General features: G+C 61.2%; 17 protein-coding genes. 10 read left to right on the plus strand and 7 right to left on the minus strand.

Annotation, left to right across the window (positions count from 1 at the left end):
- Positions 1-10 precede the first annotated feature (10 nt).
- From AC6FTP_RS02850 to AC6FTP_RS02865, 4 genes are all read left to right on the plus strand, one after another.
- The gene (locus AC6FTP_RS02850; RefSeq protein ID WP_497205387.1) at positions 11-673 is read left to right on the plus strand and encodes a hypothetical protein; all 663 of its coding nucleotides are present in this window, start codon (positions 11-13) and stop codon (positions 671-673) included.
- Positions 674-728: 55 nt separating this feature from the next.
- Positions 729-3467, plus strand: coding sequence for a secretin GspD/PilQ domain-containing protein (locus AC6FTP_RS02855; protein ID WP_497205388.1), 2739 nt, complete (start codon positions 729-731; stop codon positions 3465-3467).
- A gap of 81 nt (positions 3468-3548) precedes the next feature.
- Entirely contained in the window at positions 3549-4964 is a 1416-nt protein-coding gene (locus AC6FTP_RS02860) for a DUF1501 domain-containing protein (protein WP_497205389.1), read from the plus strand.
- A 118-nt stretch (positions 4965-5082) separates the two neighbouring features.
- On the plus strand, positions 5083-7962 hold the full coding sequence (locus tag AC6FTP_RS02865) for a PVC-type heme-binding CxxCH protein (protein ID WP_497205390.1): 2880 nt from the start codon (positions 5083-5085) through the stop codon (positions 7960-7962).
- A gap of 10 nt (positions 7963-7972) precedes the next feature.
- On the opposite strand, the gene AC6FTP_RS02870 is transcribed toward AC6FTP_RS02865, so the two are convergent.
- From AC6FTP_RS02870 to AC6FTP_RS02880, 3 genes are read right to left on the minus strand one after another with little or no spacing between them, the layout of a single operon-like run.
- On the minus strand, positions 7973-8926 hold the full coding sequence (locus AC6FTP_RS02870; protein ID WP_497205391.1) for an alpha/beta hydrolase: 954 nt from the start codon (positions 8924-8926) through the stop codon (positions 7973-7975).
- Positions 8927-8976: 50 nt separating this feature from the next.
- A complete protein-coding gene (locus AC6FTP_RS02875) occupies positions 8977-9288 on the minus strand; it encodes a hypothetical protein (protein WP_497205392.1) in 312 nt (103 codons plus the stop codon).
- Between the two features lie 14 nt (positions 9289-9302).
- Complete coding sequence (locus AC6FTP_RS02880; protein ID WP_497205393.1) at positions 9303-11738, minus strand: SUMF1/EgtB/PvdO family nonheme iron enzyme; 2436 nt, start codon at positions 11736-11738, stop codon at positions 9303-9305.
- A 324-nt stretch (positions 11739-12062) separates the two neighbouring features.
- Here AC6FTP_RS02880 and AC6FTP_RS02885 point away from each other — a divergent pair, with 324 nt between their 5' ends.
- The gene (locus AC6FTP_RS02885) at positions 12063-12869 is read left to right on the plus strand and encodes a ThuA domain-containing protein (RefSeq protein ID WP_497205394.1); all 807 of its coding nucleotides are present in this window, start codon (positions 12063-12065) and stop codon (positions 12867-12869) included.
- A gap of 33 nt (positions 12870-12902) precedes the next feature.
- A complete protein-coding gene (locus AC6FTP_RS02890) occupies positions 12903-13079 on the plus strand; it encodes a hypothetical protein (RefSeq protein WP_497205395.1) in 177 nt (58 codons plus the stop codon).
- A 178-nt stretch (positions 13080-13257) separates the two neighbouring features.
- On the opposite strand, the gene AC6FTP_RS02895 is transcribed toward AC6FTP_RS02890, so the two are convergent.
- Positions 13258-13596, minus strand: a complete 339-nt coding sequence (locus tag AC6FTP_RS02895; RefSeq protein ID WP_497205396.1) for a hypothetical protein — start codon at positions 13594-13596, stop codon at positions 13258-13260.
- Between the two features lie 111 nt (positions 13597-13707).
- Here AC6FTP_RS02895 and AC6FTP_RS02900 point away from each other — a divergent pair, with 111 nt between their 5' ends.
- Positions 13708-14034, plus strand: coding sequence for an H-type lectin domain-containing protein (locus AC6FTP_RS02900; protein WP_497205397.1), 327 nt, complete (start codon positions 13708-13710; stop codon positions 14032-14034).
- Between the two features lie 105 nt (positions 14035-14139).
- Positions 14140-14907 carry a hypothetical protein gene (locus AC6FTP_RS02905; protein ID WP_497205398.1) on the plus strand — a complete coding sequence of 256 codons (768 nt, stop codon included), beginning with the start codon at positions 14140-14142 and terminating at the stop codon, positions 14905-14907.
- Positions 14908-15281: 374 nt separating this feature from the next.
- Here AC6FTP_RS02905 and AC6FTP_RS02910 read toward each other — a convergent pair whose 3' ends face one another.
- The 3 genes from AC6FTP_RS02910 to AC6FTP_RS02920 all read right to left on the minus strand — a co-directional run bounded on the left by AC6FTP_RS02910 (position 15282) and on the right by AC6FTP_RS02920 (position 20692).
- A complete protein-coding gene (locus AC6FTP_RS02910) occupies positions 15282-16511 on the minus strand; it encodes an McrC family protein (protein WP_497205399.1) in 1230 nt (409 codons plus the stop codon).
- A 41-nt stretch (positions 16512-16552) separates the two neighbouring features.
- The gene (locus AC6FTP_RS02915) at positions 16553-18859 is read right to left on the minus strand and encodes an McrB family protein (protein WP_497205400.1); all 2307 of its coding nucleotides are present in this window, start codon (positions 18857-18859) and stop codon (positions 16553-16555) included.
- A gap of 510 nt (positions 18860-19369) precedes the next feature.
- Entirely contained in the window at positions 19370-20692 is a 1323-nt protein-coding gene (locus tag AC6FTP_RS02920; RefSeq protein ID WP_497205401.1) for a homoserine dehydrogenase, read from the minus strand.
- A gap of 145 nt (positions 20693-20837) precedes the next feature.
- Here AC6FTP_RS02920 and purE point away from each other — a divergent pair, with 145 nt between their 5' ends.
- Positions 20838-21347, plus strand: a complete 510-nt coding sequence (purE, locus tag AC6FTP_RS02925; RefSeq protein WP_497205402.1) for a 5-(carboxyamino)imidazole ribonucleotide mutase — start codon at positions 20838-20840, stop codon at positions 21345-21347.
- A 23-nt stretch (positions 21348-21370) separates the two neighbouring features.
- On the plus strand, positions 21371-22567 hold the full coding sequence (locus AC6FTP_RS02930; protein WP_497205403.1) for a 5-(carboxyamino)imidazole ribonucleotide synthase: 1197 nt from the start codon (positions 21371-21373) through the stop codon (positions 22565-22567).
- Positions 22568-22637 lie beyond the last annotated feature (70 nt).

Raw genomic sequence — 22637 nt, forward strand, 5'->3', positions numbered from 1 at the left:
CCCCACCGCCATGAAACTCATCACAACGCTGTTTCGCTCCCTGGTCCTCCTGCCCATGGCAGTGCTCGCCGTGGATCCTGAACCCGTTTCTGATCCGGATCTGCCGCAGCCTTTTGATCCTGAATCCCTGGCTTCCATCTCCAAGAGTTCGCCCTTCACCCGGATGGTGAACATGTCGGACAATCTGGTGCTCACCAGCATCTCCTACATCAACGGCAAACCCGTGGCGACGATCTTTAACAAGGAGACGAAGGAAAGCTTCATCGTCTCCAATGAGCCGAACTTCCAAGGCTGGGTGCTCAATGAAGCCCTGCCGGCACCAGACATCACCCGCAGTCGTGCCATCGTCACCATCGGTGGAGAGCAGGTGAAAGTCAGCTATGCAGCGATCACGGCGGCTGACATGAAAGGGGAGAAGAAGGATAAAGGCAGTGGTGACCGCCCGCCACCCCCCGGAGGCGGCGATGGCTTCCGCCGCGAAGGGCGTGGTCCGAGCGATGAAGACCGCAAAAAATACGAGTCTCTCTCGGACAAATCCAAGGAGAAGTTCCGCGACATGATGCGCTCCAAATTTAGCGACGAGAAATTCCGCAACGCGCCTGAAGAAGAACGCCGCAACATCATCCGCAAAGAATTCGAGCGGATCGAGAAAGAGGACAAAGGCGGGAAGTAACCCCGTTTCTCCACACGCGCCGACTTCAGCCATCATCTCTTTTTACTGACATTTCATGCATCGCTCCCGACTCCTCGTTTCTCTCGCCTCATCTCTGACACTCGCGGCATCACTCGCCGCCCAAGATGCCGCTCCCGCACCTGCCCCAGCGGCACCCGCACCCACGTCTCCGCCAGCCGCGCCAGCCACTCCGGCAGCGCCTGCGGCCCCCTCTGCGGACGGTGAGCGCCCGGCGCTGCCACCTGGAGCAGAGGGTGCCCGCCCAGGCGGACCCGGTGCACCGGGCGGAGTTCCCGGTGGTCCTGGCGGTGGCTTCGGTCCCGGCAGTGGGCGTCGTCGCTTCGGCGGTGGTGAAGGCGGGCCTGGCGCTGGCTTCGGCGGCCCTCCCGGCATGGGCGGAGCCCCCGGTGGCGATACCGCGAGCACGCTCTCCCAGACCATCCGCATGGAGGGGGAGAAGATCGTCCTCCAGTTCCCGAACAACCCCGTCATGGACATGCTCAGCATCTATGAGCTGCTCACGGGCGTGACTTTGATCAAAGACACCAGCATCCTCGAAGGTGCGCCTGTCAGCCTAGCCACCCCGAAAGCGGTCGAGAAGGCTGAAGCCGTCAAACTCATCGAAGCCACCCTGCTCACCAACGGCTATGCCATCGTCATGGAAGCCGATGGCAAAAGCGCCCGCATCCTGCCTGCGCGAAATCAGGGAGCCAATGCCGTCCAGTTCTCCCATGGCGTGAAGTTTTACACCTCCGCGCAGGATCTCCCCGTGGGTGAGACCATCGTCACCTACTTCATGAAGCTGGACAACCTCGACCCCGAGACCGCCGGCACCATGCTTTCCGGTCACGTCGGCCTCGGCGTCTATGGCCGCATCACTCCCGTGCTCGTGCCGCCAGGCCTTTTGATCACCGAAAGCAGCACCGTCGTGAAGCAGCTCATTAGCATTCGTGAAGCCATCGACATCGCGGCCAGCGCCGCCTCACTCGTCACGAAGTTCATCCCGCTGGAGCACGCCGACGCGGCCACGGTGGCCCAGATCATCCAGGCCACGCTCACGGCCCAGGCCGATGAAAAAGAGAGCAAAGGCGTGAACACCATCCGTGGCGCAGCCGCCAGCGATGGGCGCAAAGACAACGACAACAACAATAACAACAGCAGCAACCGTGACCCTCGCGACAACGCCCCGCGTGTGAACCCCGTCTTCATCAACGGCCAGTGGGTGATCCCGAACTCTCCCTCTGAGCCTGCCACCACCGCGCAGGTCGTCGCTGATACCCGCCTCAATCAGATCCTCGTCGTCGCCTCCACCGCTGACTACACCTACATCGCCAGCATGATCGCTGAGTTCGACAAGCCGCTGAAAGTGGATGTGCCCTACGAGCGGAAGCTCAAATACGCCGCTGCCGTCGATGTCATGGCTGCCGTCGTCGATCTCCTCACCGAGCCCACGGGCGGCACCACGTCACTTCCCGGAGGTGGCAGTCTTCAGAGCCAGCGCCAGCAGAGCTTCGCCTCCACGAGCAGCCAGCTCCTCGGTGGCCGCACCACCACAGGTTCTCGTGGTGGTCAGGTGCTCTCCACATCCGGCGGCGGTAGCACGGATGACACTGCGTCTGCGACTTCCGGCATCGGCTCACGGGCGGATCTGATCCAGGGACCATCTGAAGATAATGCCCCCATCTCGGTGCTCGTCGGCAAGACCCGCGTCGTCGCTGATCCCATGGCGAATTCCATCCTCGTTGTCGGGCGCACCAGCGAGATTGAGAAGGTCAACGGACTCCTGGACAAACTCGACCGCCGCCCTTCGCAGGTCTATCTCGCCACCGTCATTGGTCAGCTCACTTTGGATGACGGCTTCGAGTTTGGGATCGATTACCTTACCAGGGTGAACAACCAAAACGGTGACAATCCCAATTTCACCGCCGGCAACTTTGTCTCCAATCGCGACCTCTTTAGCCGCGTGCCGGATGTCCGCACCAACCTCGCCAATGCCATCCCTGGGGTGAACGGTCTGAATCTCTACGGGGCCATCGGTTCAGGCGTGGAGGCATTCGTCTCCGCCCTCGAAACCACGGACCGCTTCAAGGTCCTCTCCCGTCCCTCAGTCTTTGCTTTGAACAACAAGAAGGCCGTCATCACCTCCGGCACCCTCATTCCCGTGCCCGCCCAGACCGTGCAGAACCTGAACGCCAACAATGCGGGCACCTTTACCACCACCATCGAGTATCGCGATGTCGTGCTGAAGCTCGAAGTCGTGCCGCTCATCAATGAGGACGGTGAGGTCAACCTCACCATCGCCCAGATCAACGACACGGTGATCGACACCACGGTGATCGCGAACAACACCGTGCCCATCATCGCCACCGAGCAGATCGTCACCTCCGTGAATGTGCGCGACAGGAACACCATCGTGCTCGGCGGACTCATCTCTGAAACCAAGGACAACAGCACCTCCGGCACACCTTTCCTCAGCCGTGTTCCTGGCGTGGGGCATCTATTCAAGCGCACGAACAACAGTCTCGCCCGCAAAGAACTCATCATCTTCATCCAGCCCACCGTGGTGACCAGTGAGAATGACATGAGGATCAGCTCCGCCAAAGAGGACTACCGCACCAAGATCGGGGCCGATGTCGCCGAGCGCTTCCCTGAAGACGTGAACATCCAGGCCGCTCGCACCTCTTATGAGGCGGACCGCGCAGAAGAGCAGAAGAAGAAAGGTTTCTTTGACCGCATCTTCACCCGTGACGGCAACATCAAAAAAGCCCCGCCGCCACCGAGCTTGAGGAGATAGTTCAGCGTCACTTCAGCCAAGCTCATGCCTGGGCTGCAAGATTCCCATGGATTGAGCCGGTTAAATGCCCCGACTTCTCTCATGACCTCCCCGCTCGCCCTGCAAGATGCCCTGAACCGCCGTCTCTTCCTCCGCAACAGCGCGGCGGCCCTCAGCAGTACTGCCCTCGGCTCCCTCATGGCCGGAGCCACGACTCTGCATCACGCGCCGAAGGCCAAGCGCATCATCTACCTCTTCCAGTCCGGCGCACCCTCGCAGATGGATCTCTTTGATCCGAAGCCGCAGATGGCCAAAGAGCGTGGCAAAGACCTCCCCGAGTCCATCCGCAAAGGGCAGCGCCTCACCACCATGACATCGGGGCAGAAGAACTTCCCCATCGCCCCATCGATGTTCAAGTTCGCCCAGCATGGGAAGGGCGGCGTCTGGCTCAGCGAGCTCTGGAAGCATCTCCCCAGCGTGGCTGATGAACTCTGCGTCATCCGCTCCATGCACACGGAGGCCATCAACCACGACCCCGCCATCACCTTCTGCCAGACCGGCAGCCAGCTTGCCGGGCGGCCCAGCATCGGCTCCTGGCTCAGCTACGGCCTCGGCAGTGCGAATCAGGATCTGCCAGCCTACGTCGTCATGACCTCCTTCGGCACCGGCAGACCTGACGATCAGCCTCTCTACGACAGACTCTGGAGCAGCGGCTTCCTCCCCACCCAGCATCAGGGCGTCAAATTCCGCAACAAAGGTGACCCCGTCCTCTTCCTCTCCAACCCCGCCGGTGTCTCCCGCGAGATGCGCCGCGGTATGTTGGATGAGCTTGCCACGCTGAACCAAAAGGACCACGCCGCCTTTGGCGATCCCGAGACCACCGCCCGCATCGCCCAATACGAGATGGCCTTCCGCATGCAGACCAGCGTCCCCGATCTCGTGGACATCTCGAAGGAGCCCCAGCACATCCTCGACCTCTACGGCCCCGATGTGAAGAAGCCCGGCACCTACGCTGCCAACTGTCTCCTCGCACGCCGTCTCGCCGAGCGTGATGTCCGCTGCATCCAGCTCTTCCACATGGGCTGGGATCACCATGGCGGTCTGCCGAAAGCCATCCAGGGTCAGATCAACGACACCGACCAGCCCACCACCGCCCTCATCAAAGATCTCAAACAGCGTGGCCTCCTCGATGACACCCTCATCGTCTGGGGCGGCGAATTTGGCCGCACCATCTACAGTCAGGGCGCCCTCACCGAGACGAATTACGGCCGCGACCACCACCCGCGCTGCTTCTCCATGTTCATGGCCGGAGCCGGAGTGAAGAAAGGCATGACCTTCGGCGAAACGGACGACTACAGCTACAACATCGTCAAAGACCCCGTCCATGTGCATGATCTGAACGCCACCCTCATGCATCTGCTCGGCGTCGATCACGAACGTCTCACCTACCGCTTCCAAGGCCGTGACTACCGCCTTACCGACATCCACGGCAGCCTCGTGAAGCCCGTGCTCGCGTGATCACGATGGATTGTTTTTCTTCCGGTGTCGGTCTGCACTGAAAAGCCCGCAGAGGCATCGGATGCAGTCATTTGCGAATGCAATAAAGCCGACGCGGGGCGGGTATGATTGACCATCTATGAAATGGCACTCACTCTTTTTTGTCGCCTCGCTCGCCGCTGCTGCTGATCTGCCGCCGGACAAGGGCAACGTGATCCCTGAAAGCGCGAAGCGTCCCGTGGTCATCACGGGGGAGTCCTCGCTGGAAATGCCAAAGCACGATCTGCCGCCTGGATACAAGCTGGAACTCGCGGCTGCGGCACCGCTGGTCACGCATCCAATCATGGGCTGCCTGGATGATCGCGGGCGGTTATTCGTGGGTGATGCGACGGGGGTGAACTGGAATAAGAAACAACTCGAAGAGAATCCGCCGAACCGCGTGCTCATGCTGGAGGACACGGACCAGGACGGCAGCTTCGACAAAAGCACCGTCTTTGCCGACAAGATGACCTTCCCCCAGGGGGCCTGCTGGCTGAAGGGCAGCCTCTACGTCTGCTCGCCTCCCGGTCTCTGGAAGCTGACAGACACGGACAACGATGGTGTGGCGGATCAGCGCGAGCAGATCGTCACGGGCTTTGATTACACGGGCAATGCCGCTGACGTTCATGGCCCCTTTTTGAATCCGCAAAATGGTCGCCTCTACTGGTGCCACGGGCGCAAGGGGCACAAGGTGGCGCAGAAGGATGGCACCATCGTCGATGAGTCGCTGGCCTGCGGCATCTGGAGCTGCAAGCCCGATGGCAGCGACGTGGCCTGGCATTCGCTCGGCTGTGGTGACAACCCGGTGGAGGTCGATTTCACCCCCAGTGGCGACATCGTCGGCGTGCAGAATCTCTACTACTCCCAGCCGCGTGGAGATACGATCATCCACTGGCTTTACGGCGGCGTCTATGAACGCGCGGACCAGCTCAAGGCCATCTCTCATCTGCCGCGCACGCTCGATGTCATGCCGGTCATGTACAACTTCGGCCATGTGGCGGTGAGTGGTGCCTGCTTCTGGCAGCGCGCGCCGATGCAGGGCCTGCAATATCTGGTCACGCATTTCAACACACAGCGCATCGTGCGCATGGAACTGACACCGCAGGACAGCACCTACAAGGCGGTGGAGAATGAATTCCTCAAACTCCACAACCCGGACATCCACCTCACCGATGTGCTGGAAGATCCGCGCGATGGCTCTCTTCTGGCCATCGACACCGGCGGCTGGTTCCGCATCGGCTGCCCCAGCTCGCTGATGGCAAAGTCGGATCTGCTCGGCGCGGTGTATCGCATCCGGCAGGAGAAGCCGGCTGCATTGGCCTTGAGGAAACCAGCGGTGGTGGGCAAGACGGATCTGAAAGCGCAGATCGCTCAACTTAAATCGAGTGATCCTCATGCGCGTCGTCATGCTCTGGAGTGGGTGGTGCAGGAACTGCCAGAGAACTGGGCGCAGGACAAGAAGCTGAGCACGCAGGTGCAGCAGCTCGGCTCGGCCATGCGCGAGATGATGCGTGAGCCGCTGGATGCCGTGCTGGAGCACTCACTGCTCTGCGCCGCCCAGACACTGAACCTGCTGGCGGTGACGCTGGCAGACCTGAAGGCGGAGACGAATCCCACCGCACTGCGCAGGATGCTGTCGAGCTTCGTGCCGGATGATGCCTCCAGCATGAACCAGAGCATGGTCATCGCCGCACAGCATCTCGAGTCCGCAGACAAAGATCTGGCACGCGTGGCTCTGAAGCTCGCCATCGAGCATGCAGATGTAGATGAAGGCAGCAGCCAGAGGCTGGCGAAGTGGCTGAATGAGAAAAGCCTCTCCAATCCCAGGATTCAGGCGCTGGAAGGTTACTGCGCAGCGCTGATCGCCCAACCGAAGGTGCAGAATTTGATCACCACGATGCTCGGCCACACATCGGCCGAGGTGCGGCAGGCCACCCTGCGTGTGCTCGCGGGTCAAAGCGCTGGCATCACTCAGGAGGCATGGTTTGCCAGCCTCGATTCAAGTCTCGCCGAAGCTCCGACTCCACTGCTGCTGGATGCGATCAAGAAGCTCAAGACACCCCACTTTGATGCCGCGCTCCAGGCCATCGCGAATGAGCCGAAGCGTCCGCTCGCGATCCGCCTGAAGGCGCTGGATGCCGCGGAGAGCGTGAAGCTCACAGGCGAGACCTTTGACATGGTCAAAGGCGTGCTCACCGATCCTGCGTCCACTTCAGCCGCAAAGATCCAAGCGGCGGGAATGCTCGCCAGCGCCCCGATGACCAAGGAGCAGATGCCTCAGATCTCGCCACTGCTGGCCAGCGTGGGGCCGGTGGAACTGAAGACGTTGCTGCCGTTGGTCAAGCGCCACAAGGATGTCGAGATCGTGCGCGAACTCGCCCGCCAGATCGCCCGGAATCCTGCCATCGCCAGCCAGCAGGAGAGCCACTACCGCACCTTGCTCGCGGACCTGCCGACGGACATTTTTGAAACGATCATCCTGCCCGCCTACACTGCCGCCGTGGCGGCGACGGAGGCCAAGAAGCGCCAGCTCGGGCCACTCTCGGACAAGGTCGTCAGCAGCGGTGATGCAGCGAAGGGGGCGGCACACTTTGCCGCAGGGAAGGGGACCTGCATCGCCTGCCACAAGATCGGCGACGCAGGGCGTCCCATCGGCCCCGATCTCTCAAAGATCGGCGCGATCCGCACGGAACGTGATTTGCTGGAGAGCATCCTGTTTCCCTCAAACACCCTGGCCCGCGACTACGAGGCGCACGTCATCGAGACGAGTGATGGCCAGCAGACGCTTGGCGTCATCAAATCCCACACCGCCGAAGGCCTGCTGGTGATCGACATCGCCGGACAGGAGAAGAACGTGCCGCATCAAACCATCACTGGGGACACCACCCTGCCGACAAGCCTGATGCCCGCTGGCCTGGATCAAACCCTGCCCGAGAACGAGCTCCTGGACCTCGTGGCCTGGCTGCGGAGTTTGAAGTAAGCGGATGACTTCACCTCACATGCTCCAGCATCCAGCGCGCGATGGTCGCGTAGATGGGGAAGTCGGTGATGAGCACGTTGTGGTGATCGGCTCCGGGGACTTCGATCCATTGCTTTTCCAAATCTGCTGGCAGGGAGGCAAAGAGGCGACGGCCTGACTCCAGCGGGATCACCCGGTCCGCCGTGCCATGGGCAATGAGGGTGGGCAGGGTCAGTGTGGAAGCTGGCAAGTCCGAGCGGATGCGGCTCAAGGACACTCCGGTTCTCCATTCGTAAATCCATCCGGCGGCATGTCTCCACAAGCTGCCAAGTGTGGTGCCGATACGGTCGGCGACGTTCTTTTGGATCGCCGTTTCCAGCCGGTCGAAGCTGCTGATGATCACCAGTGTCTTCCAAGGGCGATTCGGCAATGCGGCGGCGTGCATGGACACCGCGCCGCCCATGGACATGCCGAGCAGTCCGGCGGGTTGCTCGGAGAAGGCAAACTGGCTGGCAGCTTCATCCAATACCTTGGCCGGGAGATCAGCCTCCCGGAGTCCGAAGGTGATGGTGGGGGCAGGATGTTCGCCGTGGGCGGGCATGTCTGGCAGCAGGCAGCGGAAGCCAGCCGCGCAGAGTCGCTCGCCGATGAGGAGGTAGTCTTCCTTTCGTCCTTTGCGGCCATGGACGAGCACCAGGGTGCCGATGATCTGCCCTGGGGGTGGCAATGCCATGTCCTGGAGTTGCGCACGCACCTTCTCACCCCGCAGGCCGAGTCGGCGATCTGCCAGCGGCTCCATCATCAGGCAGGGCGTGCCATCGCTGAGAGTGAAAGGCTTCACCGTGACTCCATGCGCCGCCGGGTCAGCGAGGAACTCGCGGTGGTAGTCCTGCAAAGGTCGCCGTCCGGGAGAAGCGAGTTCATTCCCCGCCCACCAGATGGCTGCTGCAACTCCGACCAGAAGCAGAGCGCAGAGAATGATCATGAATCGGCGGAGACGTGGCATATGAAACTATGGCATAAAGGACGGCAACCTTACGCAAACACCCAGTTCTTGATCCAGCCAGCCACGATCACGCATAGCAGAAGGCCAAGCATCACTATTGAGGCAAAGCGAACCAGTCTTCTTCCCGCTATAGGCTCACAACTCGCGCAGATCGCAGAAAGGAAGATGATCGGACACAAAGGCATAGTGAACATGATGGCCATGGTCGTTTCGCTATCTCCAGGCCCCTTGGCGAACAGCATGGTGATAAACATAATCAGCAGGCAGGCTCCAACCGTCAGGAACAGAGCCAATGCCAGGCTTTCCAGGATACGAAGGATTGTAGCACCGGCTGTTTTCACGACATGCGAGATGCTCACTCGTCCTCACGCGCTTTCCTGCCTTCCACTCCGAGGAGAATGCGGAAGCCGGTGTCGGAGAGCTGGTCGGTGATCTTCACTTTGCGGCGGAAGGAGGCCAGCAGCTCGCGTGGGTCATGCGTGGTGAAGGCTCCGCCGCGGACGATGCCTTCGCTGGTATCGGTGGCCCAGGCGTCAGAGACCCATTCCCAGACGTTGCCGGAGAGGTCGTGGAGCTGGGTGCGTGGATCGGCCCGGAAGCTGGCGACGGGGGCGGGACCGGCGTGACCGTCGGTATAACCTGCGATGGCTTTTTTGCCGGTGGGGTCGGCGCTGAGGTCGGCGAAGTTGCCGGTCTTCTGAGGTGGGATGGCGGTGAAGCCCCAGGGGTAGAAGCCGCCGATGGCTCCACTGCGCTGGGCGGCGGTGGCTCCGATCTCGCGGGGGAGATTCGTGGCCATGCTCCATTCGTCATCGGTGGGCAGGCGATACTCCTGATCCGGCTCCAGCAGGCCTTTGGCTCGCTCGCGATCCGTGAGCCAGCGGCAGAACTGCTCGGCCTCTGTGCGCGAGACATTGGTGACGGGCAGCTCGGGTGCTTTGTCGAGATCGCGATTGAGAATCGGTGGCAGATTCGAGCTGCGGGCAAATTCGGCGAAGTCCTTCCGTCGTGTCTCGGTGGCGGCGAGCATGGCTTTGCCGAGCGGCACCAACTTCATGCCGAGGCTGTTTTCCCAGGCCTTGCTAAAGACAACGGCTCCGGTGGCACGCAGGCGGAGATTGAAGCTCACGGCCTGACCTTCTTTGAGGGTGCCGCGCACAAACTCGTTCTTGTAGCCGGGCATGCGCACTTCGAGCTGGAACTTGTCCGCACGGGTTTTGTCGAGCTTCAGCGGGGTGCGGCCGACTCGTAGCTCGCCGTCATAGACCTCGGCTCCGGCCGGGGTGCTCTCGATGCTGAGCCTGCCGTAATGCACGAGCACGATCTCGGTGCGCAGGGCCTGCCTTCCGGGCGTGGGCATCATGCCGGGGGGCAGTTTGATGTTGGCGGGACGCCAGGCGTATTCGTGGTCGATGTCCAGCCGCCCGCTCTGCCGGTCTCGTGAGGTCATCCAGGCGCTAAAAGCATCAGCATCGGCTGCGGGGACCATGACGCAGTTGATCACGCGCTTTTCCGGGGTGGTGAAAGGCACCACGTCAAAGGCGGCGGCGCGCAAGGTGGCCTCCAGGAAGGTTCGGAACTGCGTCACCTCGACCGGCAGATCGGCGATGTGGCGGTCTTTGGTGAAGCTGAACCACTGGCTGAAGATGTTTTGCCAGGGCTTGCCGTTCTGGGGTTGGATGGGCGCGGGCGCGGGCTTCACCGGCAGCGGCAGGTCATAGGCCCAGTGCTGCTGGTATTTGCCTGCGTGCAGGGCGCCGCCGAGCATGGCCGAACCAAGAAGGGTGTAAATCGCCGTGCGGGCGAAGCGGCGGGAGAAGCTCTCGGCGCGCTTCTCGCCGACGCGTTGCAGGGCTTCGGCGAAGTCGCCCGCGGTCTGGAAGCGTTCGCTGAGATCCGGCGCACAGGCGCGGCAGATCACCCGGTTGAGATCCATCCAGAAGGGCCACTCTTCATCGCTGAGATCGACCGGCACTTCGGGGAACTCCATGCGGTCTTTGCCGCTGCTCATCTCGTAGAGCACCTTGCCGAGACTGTACACGTCCGCCTGCGGTGTGCCGGGACCTTCCGGTGGCACAAAGCCCTCCGTGCCGACGAAGGTGCGCTCTCCCAGCGCGGCGACGAGGCCGATGTCCGCCAGTTTGCACACGCCGCCGCAGAAGATGATGTTCGAGGGCTTGATGTCACGATGCGTAAGCCCGTGCGTGTGCATGTAGTGCAGCGCGTCCGCCAGATAGACGCCTGCGTCGCGACAGAAGACGAGGTCGAGCCGGCCGTGGCTCTTCATGTCCGTGCCCAGCGTGCGCGGCACGTAGGTTTGGAGGTTCTCGAAGTTCGGCCCCTCCTCCGCATCATCGGCGAGCTCCATGACGCAGTAATAAAAGCCACGCGCTTCATTCCAGCCGACATGCAGGATGTGGACGAGGCAGGGATGCCCGCGCGAGATCGGCTCGAACTGCTGGATGCCGAGGAACTCGCGGTGGAACGTCTTCGTCAGCTCGAAGTCCTCCCGCCAGACGATCTTCACCGCGCGATAAGCTCCCGTCACGCTCTGCGCCAGCCAGACCTCCCCATACGCTCCCGAGCCGATGCGCCGGATCAGGGTGTAGTCCGAGATCACGATGTCATCCCGATGCGATGGCGGCCCGTTCTTTTGCCGCGAGGCCACAGCTCGCTGCACCGGCGGCGCGGGCAGCTCCTGCATGGTCGATGGGGCGAGCGGCTCCGCTGGCACACCCTCCCCAGGCGCGGGCGCGTCGGGCGGAGGTAGATCAAGGGAGTCGGAGGTCATTCAGCAGGAAAAGGATACGCATCTGCGGAGCCAGACACAACACTCGACTGCGGATCATCTGAAATTCCCGCAGGGCTGCGCATCCAATCGACACCTGATTGTCAGTCACGGCCCTGAGACACAGGATTTACAGGATTCGCAGAATGAACAGGATTTTTCAGACCTGTGAATCCTGCCCAATCCTGTCAATCCTGTAGCATTAGCCACTTCCATGGTGAGATGCGTATGCCCTGAATTTCTCGCGCCCCATCCTTGCCGCTTGCGAGGATGGGAGTTGACCCGGCGTTCATTCCTCCCCAAGACTCCCGCCGACCACCTCGAACCATGAAACGTCTCGCCCTGCCTTTTTGCCTCCTCGCTCTCGTCACCTGGACACTCCTCGCGGCGGACCCTGCCAAGCCCGCGCCGCTGAAGGTGCTCATGGTCTGCGGCGGCTGCTGCCACGACTACACCAACCAGAAGATGATCCTCGCCGAAGGCCTGAGCTCCCGCGCCAACGTCGAATTCACCGTCGTCCATGAAGACGCCCCCAAGGGTAAAGACGAGCGCGAGCACCGCGTGAGCATTTATGAAAAAGACGACTGGGCCAAGGGCTACGACGTCGTCCTGCACAATGAATGCTTCGGCAAGGTGACCGACGTGGCCTTTGTCGAGCGCATCGCCAAAGCGCATCACAACGGCGTGCCTGCCGTCATGCTCCACTGCTCCGCCCACAGCTACCGTGCCGCCGCGACGGACGAGTGGCGCAAGTGCATCGGCCAGACCTCCATGAGTCATGAAAAGAACCGTGACCTCCTCGTCAAGAACATCGCCCCCGAGCATCCCGTGATGAAGGGCTTCCCCGCCGAGTGGCTGGATGCCAAGGACGAGCTCTACAAGAATGAGAAGCTCTGGGAAAACTTCGTCCCGCTGGCCAAAGCCTATGGTGAAGACACGAAGAAGGATCACGCCCTCGTCTGGGTGAACACCTATGGCAAAGCCAAGGTCTTCGGCACCACGATGGGCCACAACAACAGCACCATGGAGGCCCCCGTCTTCCTCGATCTCGTCGCCCGTGGCCTGCTCTGGGCCTGCGACAAACTCGATACCGAGGGCAAACCCGTCGCCGGTTATGAAGCTCGCCAAAAGTAACCTCGCCCTCTCACACGAAACCCATCTCGGAAGATGAGGAGCCAAAAACAGAGCAACAAATCCCCCCGCCCCTTCAAGAATGGATCATCCGGCGGGCGCTGGTCGGGTGGTCAGGGGAATGGCGGCTTCATTCCCGCCCCCAAATTCATTCAGCGCGTGAAGAAGCCTGAGCGGGCTCCGCCACCCGAAGCGCCACCGCCAGCTCCTTAGTTAGGGATTGCACATCCAATCGGCAACTGAATGTCAATCATGGCCTCAGTGACAGGATTGACATGATTCACAAGATGAACAGTCTTTTTCAGACCTGTAAATCCTGCCAATCTTGTTAATCCTGTCGCAAAAAGCCCCGTTTCATTTGGATGCGCGAAGCCCAGCCTCCTAGTTAGGCTCACTTCGATCTCGCGATCCCTGACTTGGCATTGGCGATCGCTTTGTCGATCTTCAGCAGCATGGTTTTCTTGTCCCCCGTGGTGGCGTAGGCGATGGCCTCATCCACATAGCCGATGGCGTCCTTGCGCTGGCCCTCCTTGTTTGATTTGGCATTGACGAGGGATTTGCGTGCGGCCTGAAGACTCGTGAGTGGTTTGGCTGCTGTCTTGGCCGCTTCCAGATGACCGATCGCCGCCCTCATGCGTGGATTACCGTCAGGATCCTTCGCTGCAAGCGGGGCGAAGCCTTGGATGAGTGCGATGAGAAGAACCCAAACGAATCCGGTGCTGTGTTTCATGGTTTGTTTGTCGATAGTGTGACGCTTCGTGACTGGCTGCATCTGAAAAAGCCACCAGATTCCTAGCGGGCGATCAACCCGGCCCGAATACTGCTTTTTAGCAGCTCCTTCATGTATTCTCCCACTGTTCCCTGGCAAGTTCTCTCCTCCCGTGTTGGCGTCGGTGTCCTGACCGAAGGCTGGAATCTCGACGTCACTGATCCTCAGACGGAAGTCTCACGCAGCTTCACGGTGGACATCGCCTTCGCCTCGTCCTTTTCCTCCGTCCCCGTGGTGCAGCTCGGCCTCACGGGATTCGACATGGATCAGCGTGAGAGTTCCCGCATCACCCTGAAGGCGGAGAACATCACCGAATCAGGTTTCCAGGCCGTCATCTCCACCTGGGCCAGTTCACAGGTCTTCGCCGTCGAGTTCAACTGGCTGGCCATCGGCCCGTAAGCGGGCAGTCAGATGAGCACAGCCTTTGACCGAAGCCGCAGACTGCAAAGCTGTGCTGGAAATACTCGCGAGGTGAGTCCCCTTTGGCCATCGCCTCAGAATCCTATGAAAGCCTCCTCCGTCCTTCTCACCCTCACGGCATTGCTGATCCTCGGTCTCCCTGCCCAGGCTCAGACAGACACCGCGCATCACCGGGCCGTTTACAGCCAGATCAACGCGCAACTGGCCTCATTCCAGAAAGTCACCGCCACCCACAAGGACGAACCCACCGAGTTCGCACTGACCGGCTGGCTCGATGGAGGCAAAGTGCGAAAGATCGTCGCCAAAAACGGTGACGATGGCGAAGGCGTCGAGGAATACTATCTGGAGAACGAGAAGCCGCTCTTTGTCTTCAGCACCTACTACCAGAACGCCGAGGACGGCAAACGCGGCGCCAAGGTCGAAGAACGCCTCTACTTCAAAGAAGGCAGCATCTTCAAATGGCTCACCACCGCGAAGCCCGCACCCGTCTTCCATGGTGAGGACTACCAGGCCATCACCGAGCGTCTCGTCACGAACACCGCCGCCTTCGTCGCCGCGCTGAAGAAGGGGAGCCAGGCCACGCCAAAGACCCAGGTGGCCGAGGGCACCTTCGTCCGCATCGAGGAAGGAGACTACTTCCACTGGAACATGACCTCGAAGTCCGGCGATGCCCTTTCCTTCTTCATCCTCAAAGGTGATGCCACCGTGGACAAAGTCATCGACAACCCCCAGGCGTATGTTGGCAAAAAGTGCCGCGTCACCTGGAAGAAGAGCACCGAGAACATCCCCGAAGCTGGCGGCAAAATGGAGATCGAGCAGATCCTCAGCGTCGAGTGGCTCGGAAAGAAATGAGTCGGCCCATGGCAGACACACCTATCCTTCGGTTGCCAGATCAGGGCAGGGGAGGTGGACAATCGGTGGGTGCTGCGGAAACGGCTCAACTCTCCCGAGGAGGGGCTGGGGACAGTGGCCGGGAAAGTCGCGGCAAGCCAGGGGAAGCCGGGCTGGGGGAGCTGGGCTCTTCCATCGAGGCAGGAACAGCTCAGTTGGCTGAGGACGACTTTTAGGCGGGACGAGGGAAGCCTTTCAGGACTCCAGAAAACTCTTTTCCAGACCGAGGGGAGCTGACTTTCCCTGCACTGAATGCAGATTTTCAACGAGTTGAGTTTTGGGGTGCACTGCGGTGGGAGGACCAGCAGTCATGACCTGAAGCGTCTTCAACCGCCTCAGCTCGACTTCACCACGCGCACGCTTTGCACCCGCAGAAGCTGACCCTCAAAGGTCTGCCATTCCGCTGAACTCTCAGCGCCTGTCGTGGGATGCAGCAGCATCAGGCGGCTGGCCTTGCCGGGATGCCGCTGTGTGGCGAGCTGGCCGTAGCAGATGAGCTGGCGCACGTCGTCGATCTTCGGCCAGTCATCACCGATGGGGCGCTTGTACTTCGCATCGCCCACCCAGACTTCGTTATCCTGATGCCAGAGGAAGTCGGCGTCTTGGCCGAGCTTTTGAGTCGGAGAGATGAGCAGTGAGCCGAGGCGCACCTGCTCATGTACCACAGCGCCGGAGGAGCGCTCGATCCAGCGGGTGCAGTAGCTCTCGAAGAGCTGATTCATGTCCAGCAGGAAGACGAAGCTCTCCGTGCCGCCTGCGTGCATCTCACGCCCGAGACCTCGGAGCACGGCGAGCGCGAGATCATGGCAGGGCCGCCAGCGGGCATTCAGGCGGCTCCAGCGGATGGCAGTCGCAGCACTCAGCGCCTCCAGCGGATGCACGGGCTCCACTTCCTCCAGCATGGCCAGAGCATCACGCAGATCCGCAGCGGCTCCAGGCAGGCGCACTCGGCTTAAAAGCAGCTCCGTGGCGCAGCGCAGCAGGCGGGCCAAAGGTGTGTCCGGCGTGAATTCATCCCAGGCGCAGGCGATGACATCCGGCCTGCCAAAAAGCACGGTCGCCTGCCGGGCAAACTCGATGCGGCCACGCACCAGCGGCAGATCATCGCGCTGGCTCACATACTCCTGCGGCATCCCGAGGCTGAGCTGGTGCCGCAGCCGCCGGGCGAAAAGCCAGGCCAGGAGGTCAGAGATCGAGTCGGGAGACTCCTCCACACTGGCCTCTCCGGCATCCACCAGTCCGCCATAGCCAGACTCCTCCAGCAACCAGAGCAGACTGGTCATCACCGAGGTGGTGCGGCTTTCGATCAAGCTGGGATCATCCATCAGTGCAGAGTCCAGCTTCGGGTAAATCTCCACGCACACGCCGCCTGCCTCGATGACTCCGACATGCTGCTGCACGCATAGCGTGCAGCCATCCGCTCCCTCGAAACTCAAAGGTGGTTGGGAGAGGCCATGCGCCTCCTTCCAGACTTCCGCCGCCGCCAGCACCGCCTCACGCACCTCCCGACTCCAGTCCACGCGGACGGACTGGTATTCGCAAAGGCGCAGCAGGTCAGAAGGCATGGTTCTGGAGTGATTCCCAGGGTCAAGACGCAGCGTGGAGGTCAGCTTCCCAGCGTTTCACTGAGTCGTGACCAGCAATCCATGTCCGGCTCCACATCGGTGAACCAGCGCCAGCGGTTGCGCTGATACTTGGCATCGGCGGAGGCTGCGGTGATCTGGCGCAGGAAGCCTGGCTCGCTCTCCCGACCGATCTCTCCGAGCACGAAGCGTGCGCCGTCGATGTCATTGAAGAAGTACTCCTGCAAAAGCGGCACCACCTTGCGGACAAAGGCACGGTTGAAGCCCTCCGCTTCCTTTACGCCCATAAAGAAGGCATGGCCAATGCGGTGATCGCGATCCTTGCGCAGTTCGATGCGTTCGTTGAGCCGCTTCAGCACGCCACGCATCTCTTCCGGCAGATCTGCGCAGGCCGTGAAGTCGGGGGCCAGCTCACGGAACTCAAAGCGACGCCGCAGTGCGACATCCAACAGTGCCAGGGACTTGTCCGCCGTGTTCATCGTGCCGAGCAGGTAAAGGTTCGGCGGCACCGTGAAAGGCTCGCGCGATGAGGGCAACGTGACCCGCAAGGCATTCGCTTCGCCCTCACGTTTATCGTCCTCGATCAGTGTGATCAGCTCACCGAAGATTCGGCTGATGTTTCCGCGATTGATCTCGTCGATGATGAGGACATAGGTCGGGAAGTTTTTGTCTGCGCGGAGCTGCCAGCCGGAGGCGGGGCCGAGTTCGAGGTAGGATTGGACCGTCTTGGAGACAAATTCGTCATCATCCCTGTCGGTGAGGTTATTCTCGATCTGTCGCGCCCGGCTAAACCTTGTTAGCCCTTTGGCTTTGCGCCAATGACCGTACTGAGTGTGTGCAGTGTGATTGTTTATCCCTTCTGCCAGAGCTTTATCAATCACGGCCAGACGTGTTGCCGGGGTGTCGTTGGTGGAGAGTTCATCGGCGATTTGCCACACCCTCCCGGTGATGGTGTTTTCACCAGGTCGGCGGGGCAACTTACTCATGGTGTCATTCAGATCAGTCTCTGAGATGCTTGTGTTCGGGGGCAGGGCAGGAACCTCCTCCAAACACGCAAACAGCGCTTCCGTGGCAATCTCTTTGAAGATGCCGTCACGCACTTGGAAGGCAGCTTTGCCATCCTCCTCCATCACCGGGCGGATGCCCTCGATGAAGTCTTCATAGCTGAAGGACTGATGGAAGGTCGCCAGTCTGATTCGATCCTCGGTAGAAGCTTTGTCATAGGCCATTTTGGCCGCTTGATCGTCAGCTATCGGCTGCCCGGCGATGATCGCCGCTGCCTCGCGTATGACACGGTAGGTCTTCCCAGTGCCCGGTGGGCCGTAGAGGATTTGGTTGAGGGCTGGGTGCATGACTGAAGGAGTTGGTGAATTTAAGTTTTCGAGGTCAGCCGAGGTTTCAGCCGCTTCAGGTAAGAGTCGGTAAAGCCCCTGTCTCACGCGTTCTAGGACGCGCAGGTGAAGCGGCACTTTGGAGGTCTTTGTCTGTGTAAGCCCGGGAGCCACCATGTCTGCCATCACCGTTCCACAGGCTGCGATCTTCTTACCAAAGTTCATCTTCACATAGCGCCCGACCTGATCTGGAGTCACACACTCGTTCTCCACAGGATCATCTGCATACATGTCCTGCATGGCCTCCAGCACCAACTCAGGCTGGTTCATGTCTGAAGGTCTAGGATTTGGCTTTGGATACCAAGCTCTGAGCAGTTCCACGAGTTCCTGAGTGTTCCAGCCAGCCAGTTCAGGCAGAGTACGCAAATACTCCAGAAGCCGTCGATTCGGAGCAGCGGCCCACTTGCCGTTGCCAGGCGAGAAGCCCACATTTAGAGCATCAAGATAATGCCCGAGCTCACCCGAGACATACATGGGCAGCACTTCGTCAGGGAAGTACACATGAAGGAGCTTCGACCGGATGGCGGGAATCCAATTGGAGACGGAGACTTTGTCGATGTCCTCCCACTGCCCGCTGGCTGCCAGATCACAGCACTGTACCAAGGCTGCGCGTAGGCGAATCCAATCCTGCTCGGCATCAGCTGCGTTCTCCAGAGAGCTCTTGAACAAACCCGTGCCCTTCAGGCGATGAATGCCCGCAACTCGGAAGCCGACCCCTTTGATGTTTCCAAGAGCCGGTGTGCCAATGGCGAGTAGATTCGCCAGCGTGTCAGGGTCATCTCGGTCTGTGGCATAACGTTCCAGCGGCAGTTCAGCCAAAGTGACACGCGGAAATAGCTTCAGCAGCATCCGCCGCTGCTCCTCCGCCTCCGCTAGCCGGGGCTGGAGGGAGGCGCGATCGAAGGTGGTGGCGAACTCGGCGAGGGTCTTTTCAGGCATTCTGGGGAGAGTAGGGATGCCTGTCGGGTGGCGCTAGGAAATACTCATTTCGCTCCAAAGAAGCCAGTGTTCCTTCGCATTGGCTGGCTGCGGCGCGGAGCGTCTTGGAGTGCGTGGGGCAAGCGGAGCGCGACACCGCTTTCGACGGCGGGGTGATGCCCCGGCCTCCTTCGCTCCGGTGAAAGCGGCGTCATGGCCGCCGCACTCCAAGACGCTGTCGCGCGTCTGGAATGCCCCGTCTCAACAAGGCTACCGCTATCTCAACATCCGTCCTCATGGGCCCGATTATTCTCAGAAGTGAGCTAAGATTTGGCAAATGTTAGCCAACATCGCGGGCAGTGTTGGCTAACATCGTGGGCAGTGTTGGCTAACATCGTGGGCAGTGTGGGCTAACATCGTGGGCAATGTGGGGTAACATCGCGGGCACAGAGAGCCCGTGTCATGCACCCAGAGGTTTTGTCTCCAGAATGAGGCACCCCACTTCAGGCAGCGCCAAAGGACCACCCCTCCTTACCCCTGGAGCGTCTCCACCCGCATCCAGCTCGGCTCGCCGCGGATGCAGTCGAGGGCGCTGATGGCGGCGAGGGCTTCTTTGACATCGCCGAGGCGGGCATCGTGGATCATGAGGACGAGGCTGGTCTGGCCGCTGGTGTCTTCGAGGTCCTCGGGCTGGATCATGGAGGAGATGCCGATGCTGCGCCGGCCGAGTTCGGCGGCGACTTTGGCGAGCACGCCGGGGACATCTGCCACGGTGAGGCGGAGGTAATAGTGGGAGACGGTGTCGTCGATGGGTTTGCTTTTCCCGTAGAGGCCATGCGGGACGAAGCCGCTGTGGCGTGCGCCATAGACGAGGGTGGCGGCGGCTTCGCAGAGGTCGCTGATGACGCTGCTGCTGGTCGGGTCCTGACCAGCGCCGCGTCCGTAGAAGAGGGTCTCGCCGACGATGTCGCCATTGACCAGCACGGCATTGAAGCTGCCGCTGACGCTGGCGAGCACATGGCTCAATGGCACGAGCGTGGGCTGGGTGCGGACTTCCACGAGGCCCTGGGCATCCGCGCGGATGACGGAGAGGAGCTTGATCGTGTAGCCGAGGCGCTTGGCGAACTTGAAGTCAGCGAGGTCGATCTTGTCCACGCCTTCGACATGCACGCAGCCGGTGGGAATCCAGAAGCCATAGCTCAGTGACGCGAGGATGATGGCCTTGTGAGCAGCGTCCCAGCCGCTGACATCGAGGGTGGGGTCGGCTTCGGCGTAGCCTTTGTCCTGCGCTTCTTGCAAGGCATCGGCGTAGCTGAGGCCAGCCTGGCTCATGCGGGTGAGGATGTAGTTGCAGGTGCCATTGATGATGCCGTGGATGGAGAGGATGCGGTTCCCGACGAGGCCTTCCTGGAGCACCTGGATGATCGGGATGCCCCCCGCGACGGCGGCTTCAAAGTAGATCGGCACCCCGCATTGCTCCGCGAGCGCGAACAGCTCCTGCCCACGCTCGGCAAGCAGGGCTTTGTTCCCGGTAACAACAATCTTCTTCGCCCGCAGGGCCGCGCAGACGAGGTCATACGCCGTGGTGGTGCCGCCGATGAGCTCGACGACGACCTGGATGTCCGTGTCCTCGATCAGGTCCTCCCAGCGCGTGCTGATCATGTCCGCAGGCACGGCGACGTCACGAGCGCGGGCTAGGTCGCGGACGATGACGCGCTTCACCCGGATGTCGGCCCCGGTGCGCTGCACGATGAGGTCGCGGTTGGCATCGAGGTTCTTGAAGACACCCGCGCCGACATTGCCCAGCCCTGCGAGGCCGATGTGAATGGTGCGTGGGGAGAGGGTGGCGGACATGGGCGGGAAAGAGGCGGGATTGAAAAAGGGGCGCTAGTCATGCAGCGCCCCGCCGGAAGATCAAAGAGGAAAGTAAGCGCACCTCCATCAACGTGCTCCCCGCTTGCACAGCCCTCGGGGGCGGGCTAGGTGCGGGGACAACACCATGAGTTCACCCATCGTCGGCATCATCATGGGCTCCAGTTCAGACTGGCCCACCATGCAAAACGCAGCGCAAGTGCTGGAGGACTTCGGCGTGCCTTATGAAAAGAAGGTCGTCAGTGCCCACCGCACGCCGCAGCTACTCTATGATTACGCCACCAGCGCTCATGGCAGGGGGCTGAAGTGCATCATCGCCGGAGCTGGCGGAGCCGCGCACCTCCCCGGCATGACGGCCAGCATGACCACCATCCCCGTACTCGGCGTGCCGGTGCAGAGCCGCGCCCTCAGCGGCATGGACAGCCTCTACTCCATCGTCCAGATGCCCGGCGGCATCCCCGTGGCCACCTTTGCCATCGGCAATGCCGGGGCGCTAAATGCCGGCCTCTTTGCCATCTCCATGCTCGCCAATGAGAACCCCAATCTCGCCGCGAAGCTCCAAGCCTTCCGCGACCGCCAGACGGCGAAGGTGCTGGAGAGCCAGAAGGAGCTGGAGGGAATGACGAAGCCCGAATGACAAATGACGAAAATCTGAACTCCATGTCCGATTCTTCTCCTGATAGTGCTCATCCAGGTTCGTCATTCGACATTCGTCATTCGACATTCTTACCCCCTTCCACCATCGGCATCCTCGGCGGAGGTCAGCTCGGACGAATGCTGGCGCTGGAGGCCCGCCGCTCCGGCTATCGCGTGGCGATCTACACGGACGAGAGCCCAGGCTGCCCCGCAGGTCACTTTGCCGATGCCGAGTTCAATGCGGCCTACGATGACCAGAGTACTCTGGCCCACTTCCTCAGTCGTGTGGACGTGGTCACCGTTGAGTTTGAAAACATCCCTGACGCCTGTTTGCAGGCCGTCGAGGCCGTCAAGCCCCTGCGTCCCGGACGGCGGGCCATCCACATCACCCAGCACCGCGAGCGCGAGAAGCTCTTCCTGCGGGAGCAGGGCATCGCCTGTGCGGAGTTCCGCATCATTGAAGATCAGGCCGGGTTGGAAAAGGCGGTGGCTGAACTCGGTCGCCCATGCGTCATCAAGACCGCTGCCTTTGGCTACGATGGCAAAGGCCAGTGCAAGGTGAACGCGGACACGGATCTGGCGGAGGCCTGGAAGCTCTTTGAGGGGCATCACGCCGTCGTCGAGCAATGGGTGCCTTTCGTCTGCGAGATCTCTGTCGTCGGCGCACGCGGCGTCGATGGCCGCATGGCTGTGCATGGCGTCGTGGAGAATCAGCATGCCCATCACATCCTGGATCTCAGCATCTCCCCTGCGCGGGTGGACTCGGCGATCATGGATCAGGCGCTCGAACTCTGGGAAGCCGTGGCCGTGGGCCTCGATTACATCGGCACCATGGCCGTCGAAATGTTCGTCACTGCCGATGGGCGGGTGCTCGTCAATGAGATCGCCCCGCGTCCGCACAATAGCGGGCATTTCACCATCGACGCCTGTATCTCGAACCAGTTCCAGCAGCAGATGCGCGCCATCTGCGGCCTGAATCTGGGAGATCCCACCCAGCATTCACCGGCGGTCATGATCAATCTGCTCGGCGATGTCTGGCCGGAGCCAAAGATCCACCCCGACTGGAGCCCCGTGCTCCAGCATCCACGTGCCAAGCTGCACCTCTACGGCAAGGCCGAAGCCCGCGCGAAGCGCAAGATGGGCCACATCACCGTGCTCGGGGAGACGATAGAAGAGGCCCTGGAGAGCGCCCAGGAGATCAAGCGCCGCCTTGGATTGTGAACGAATGGGCCATCGAAGTCCGCCATCTGAATGCGGAGCAGGTTAATGCTTGGACTGAAGGCGGGGACCA

Origin of the sequence: Prosthecobacter sp., from assembly GCF_044378005.1 — a bacterium.
GTDB lineage: Bacteria > Verrucomicrobiota > Verrucomicrobiia > Verrucomicrobiales > Verrucomicrobiaceae > Prosthecobacter.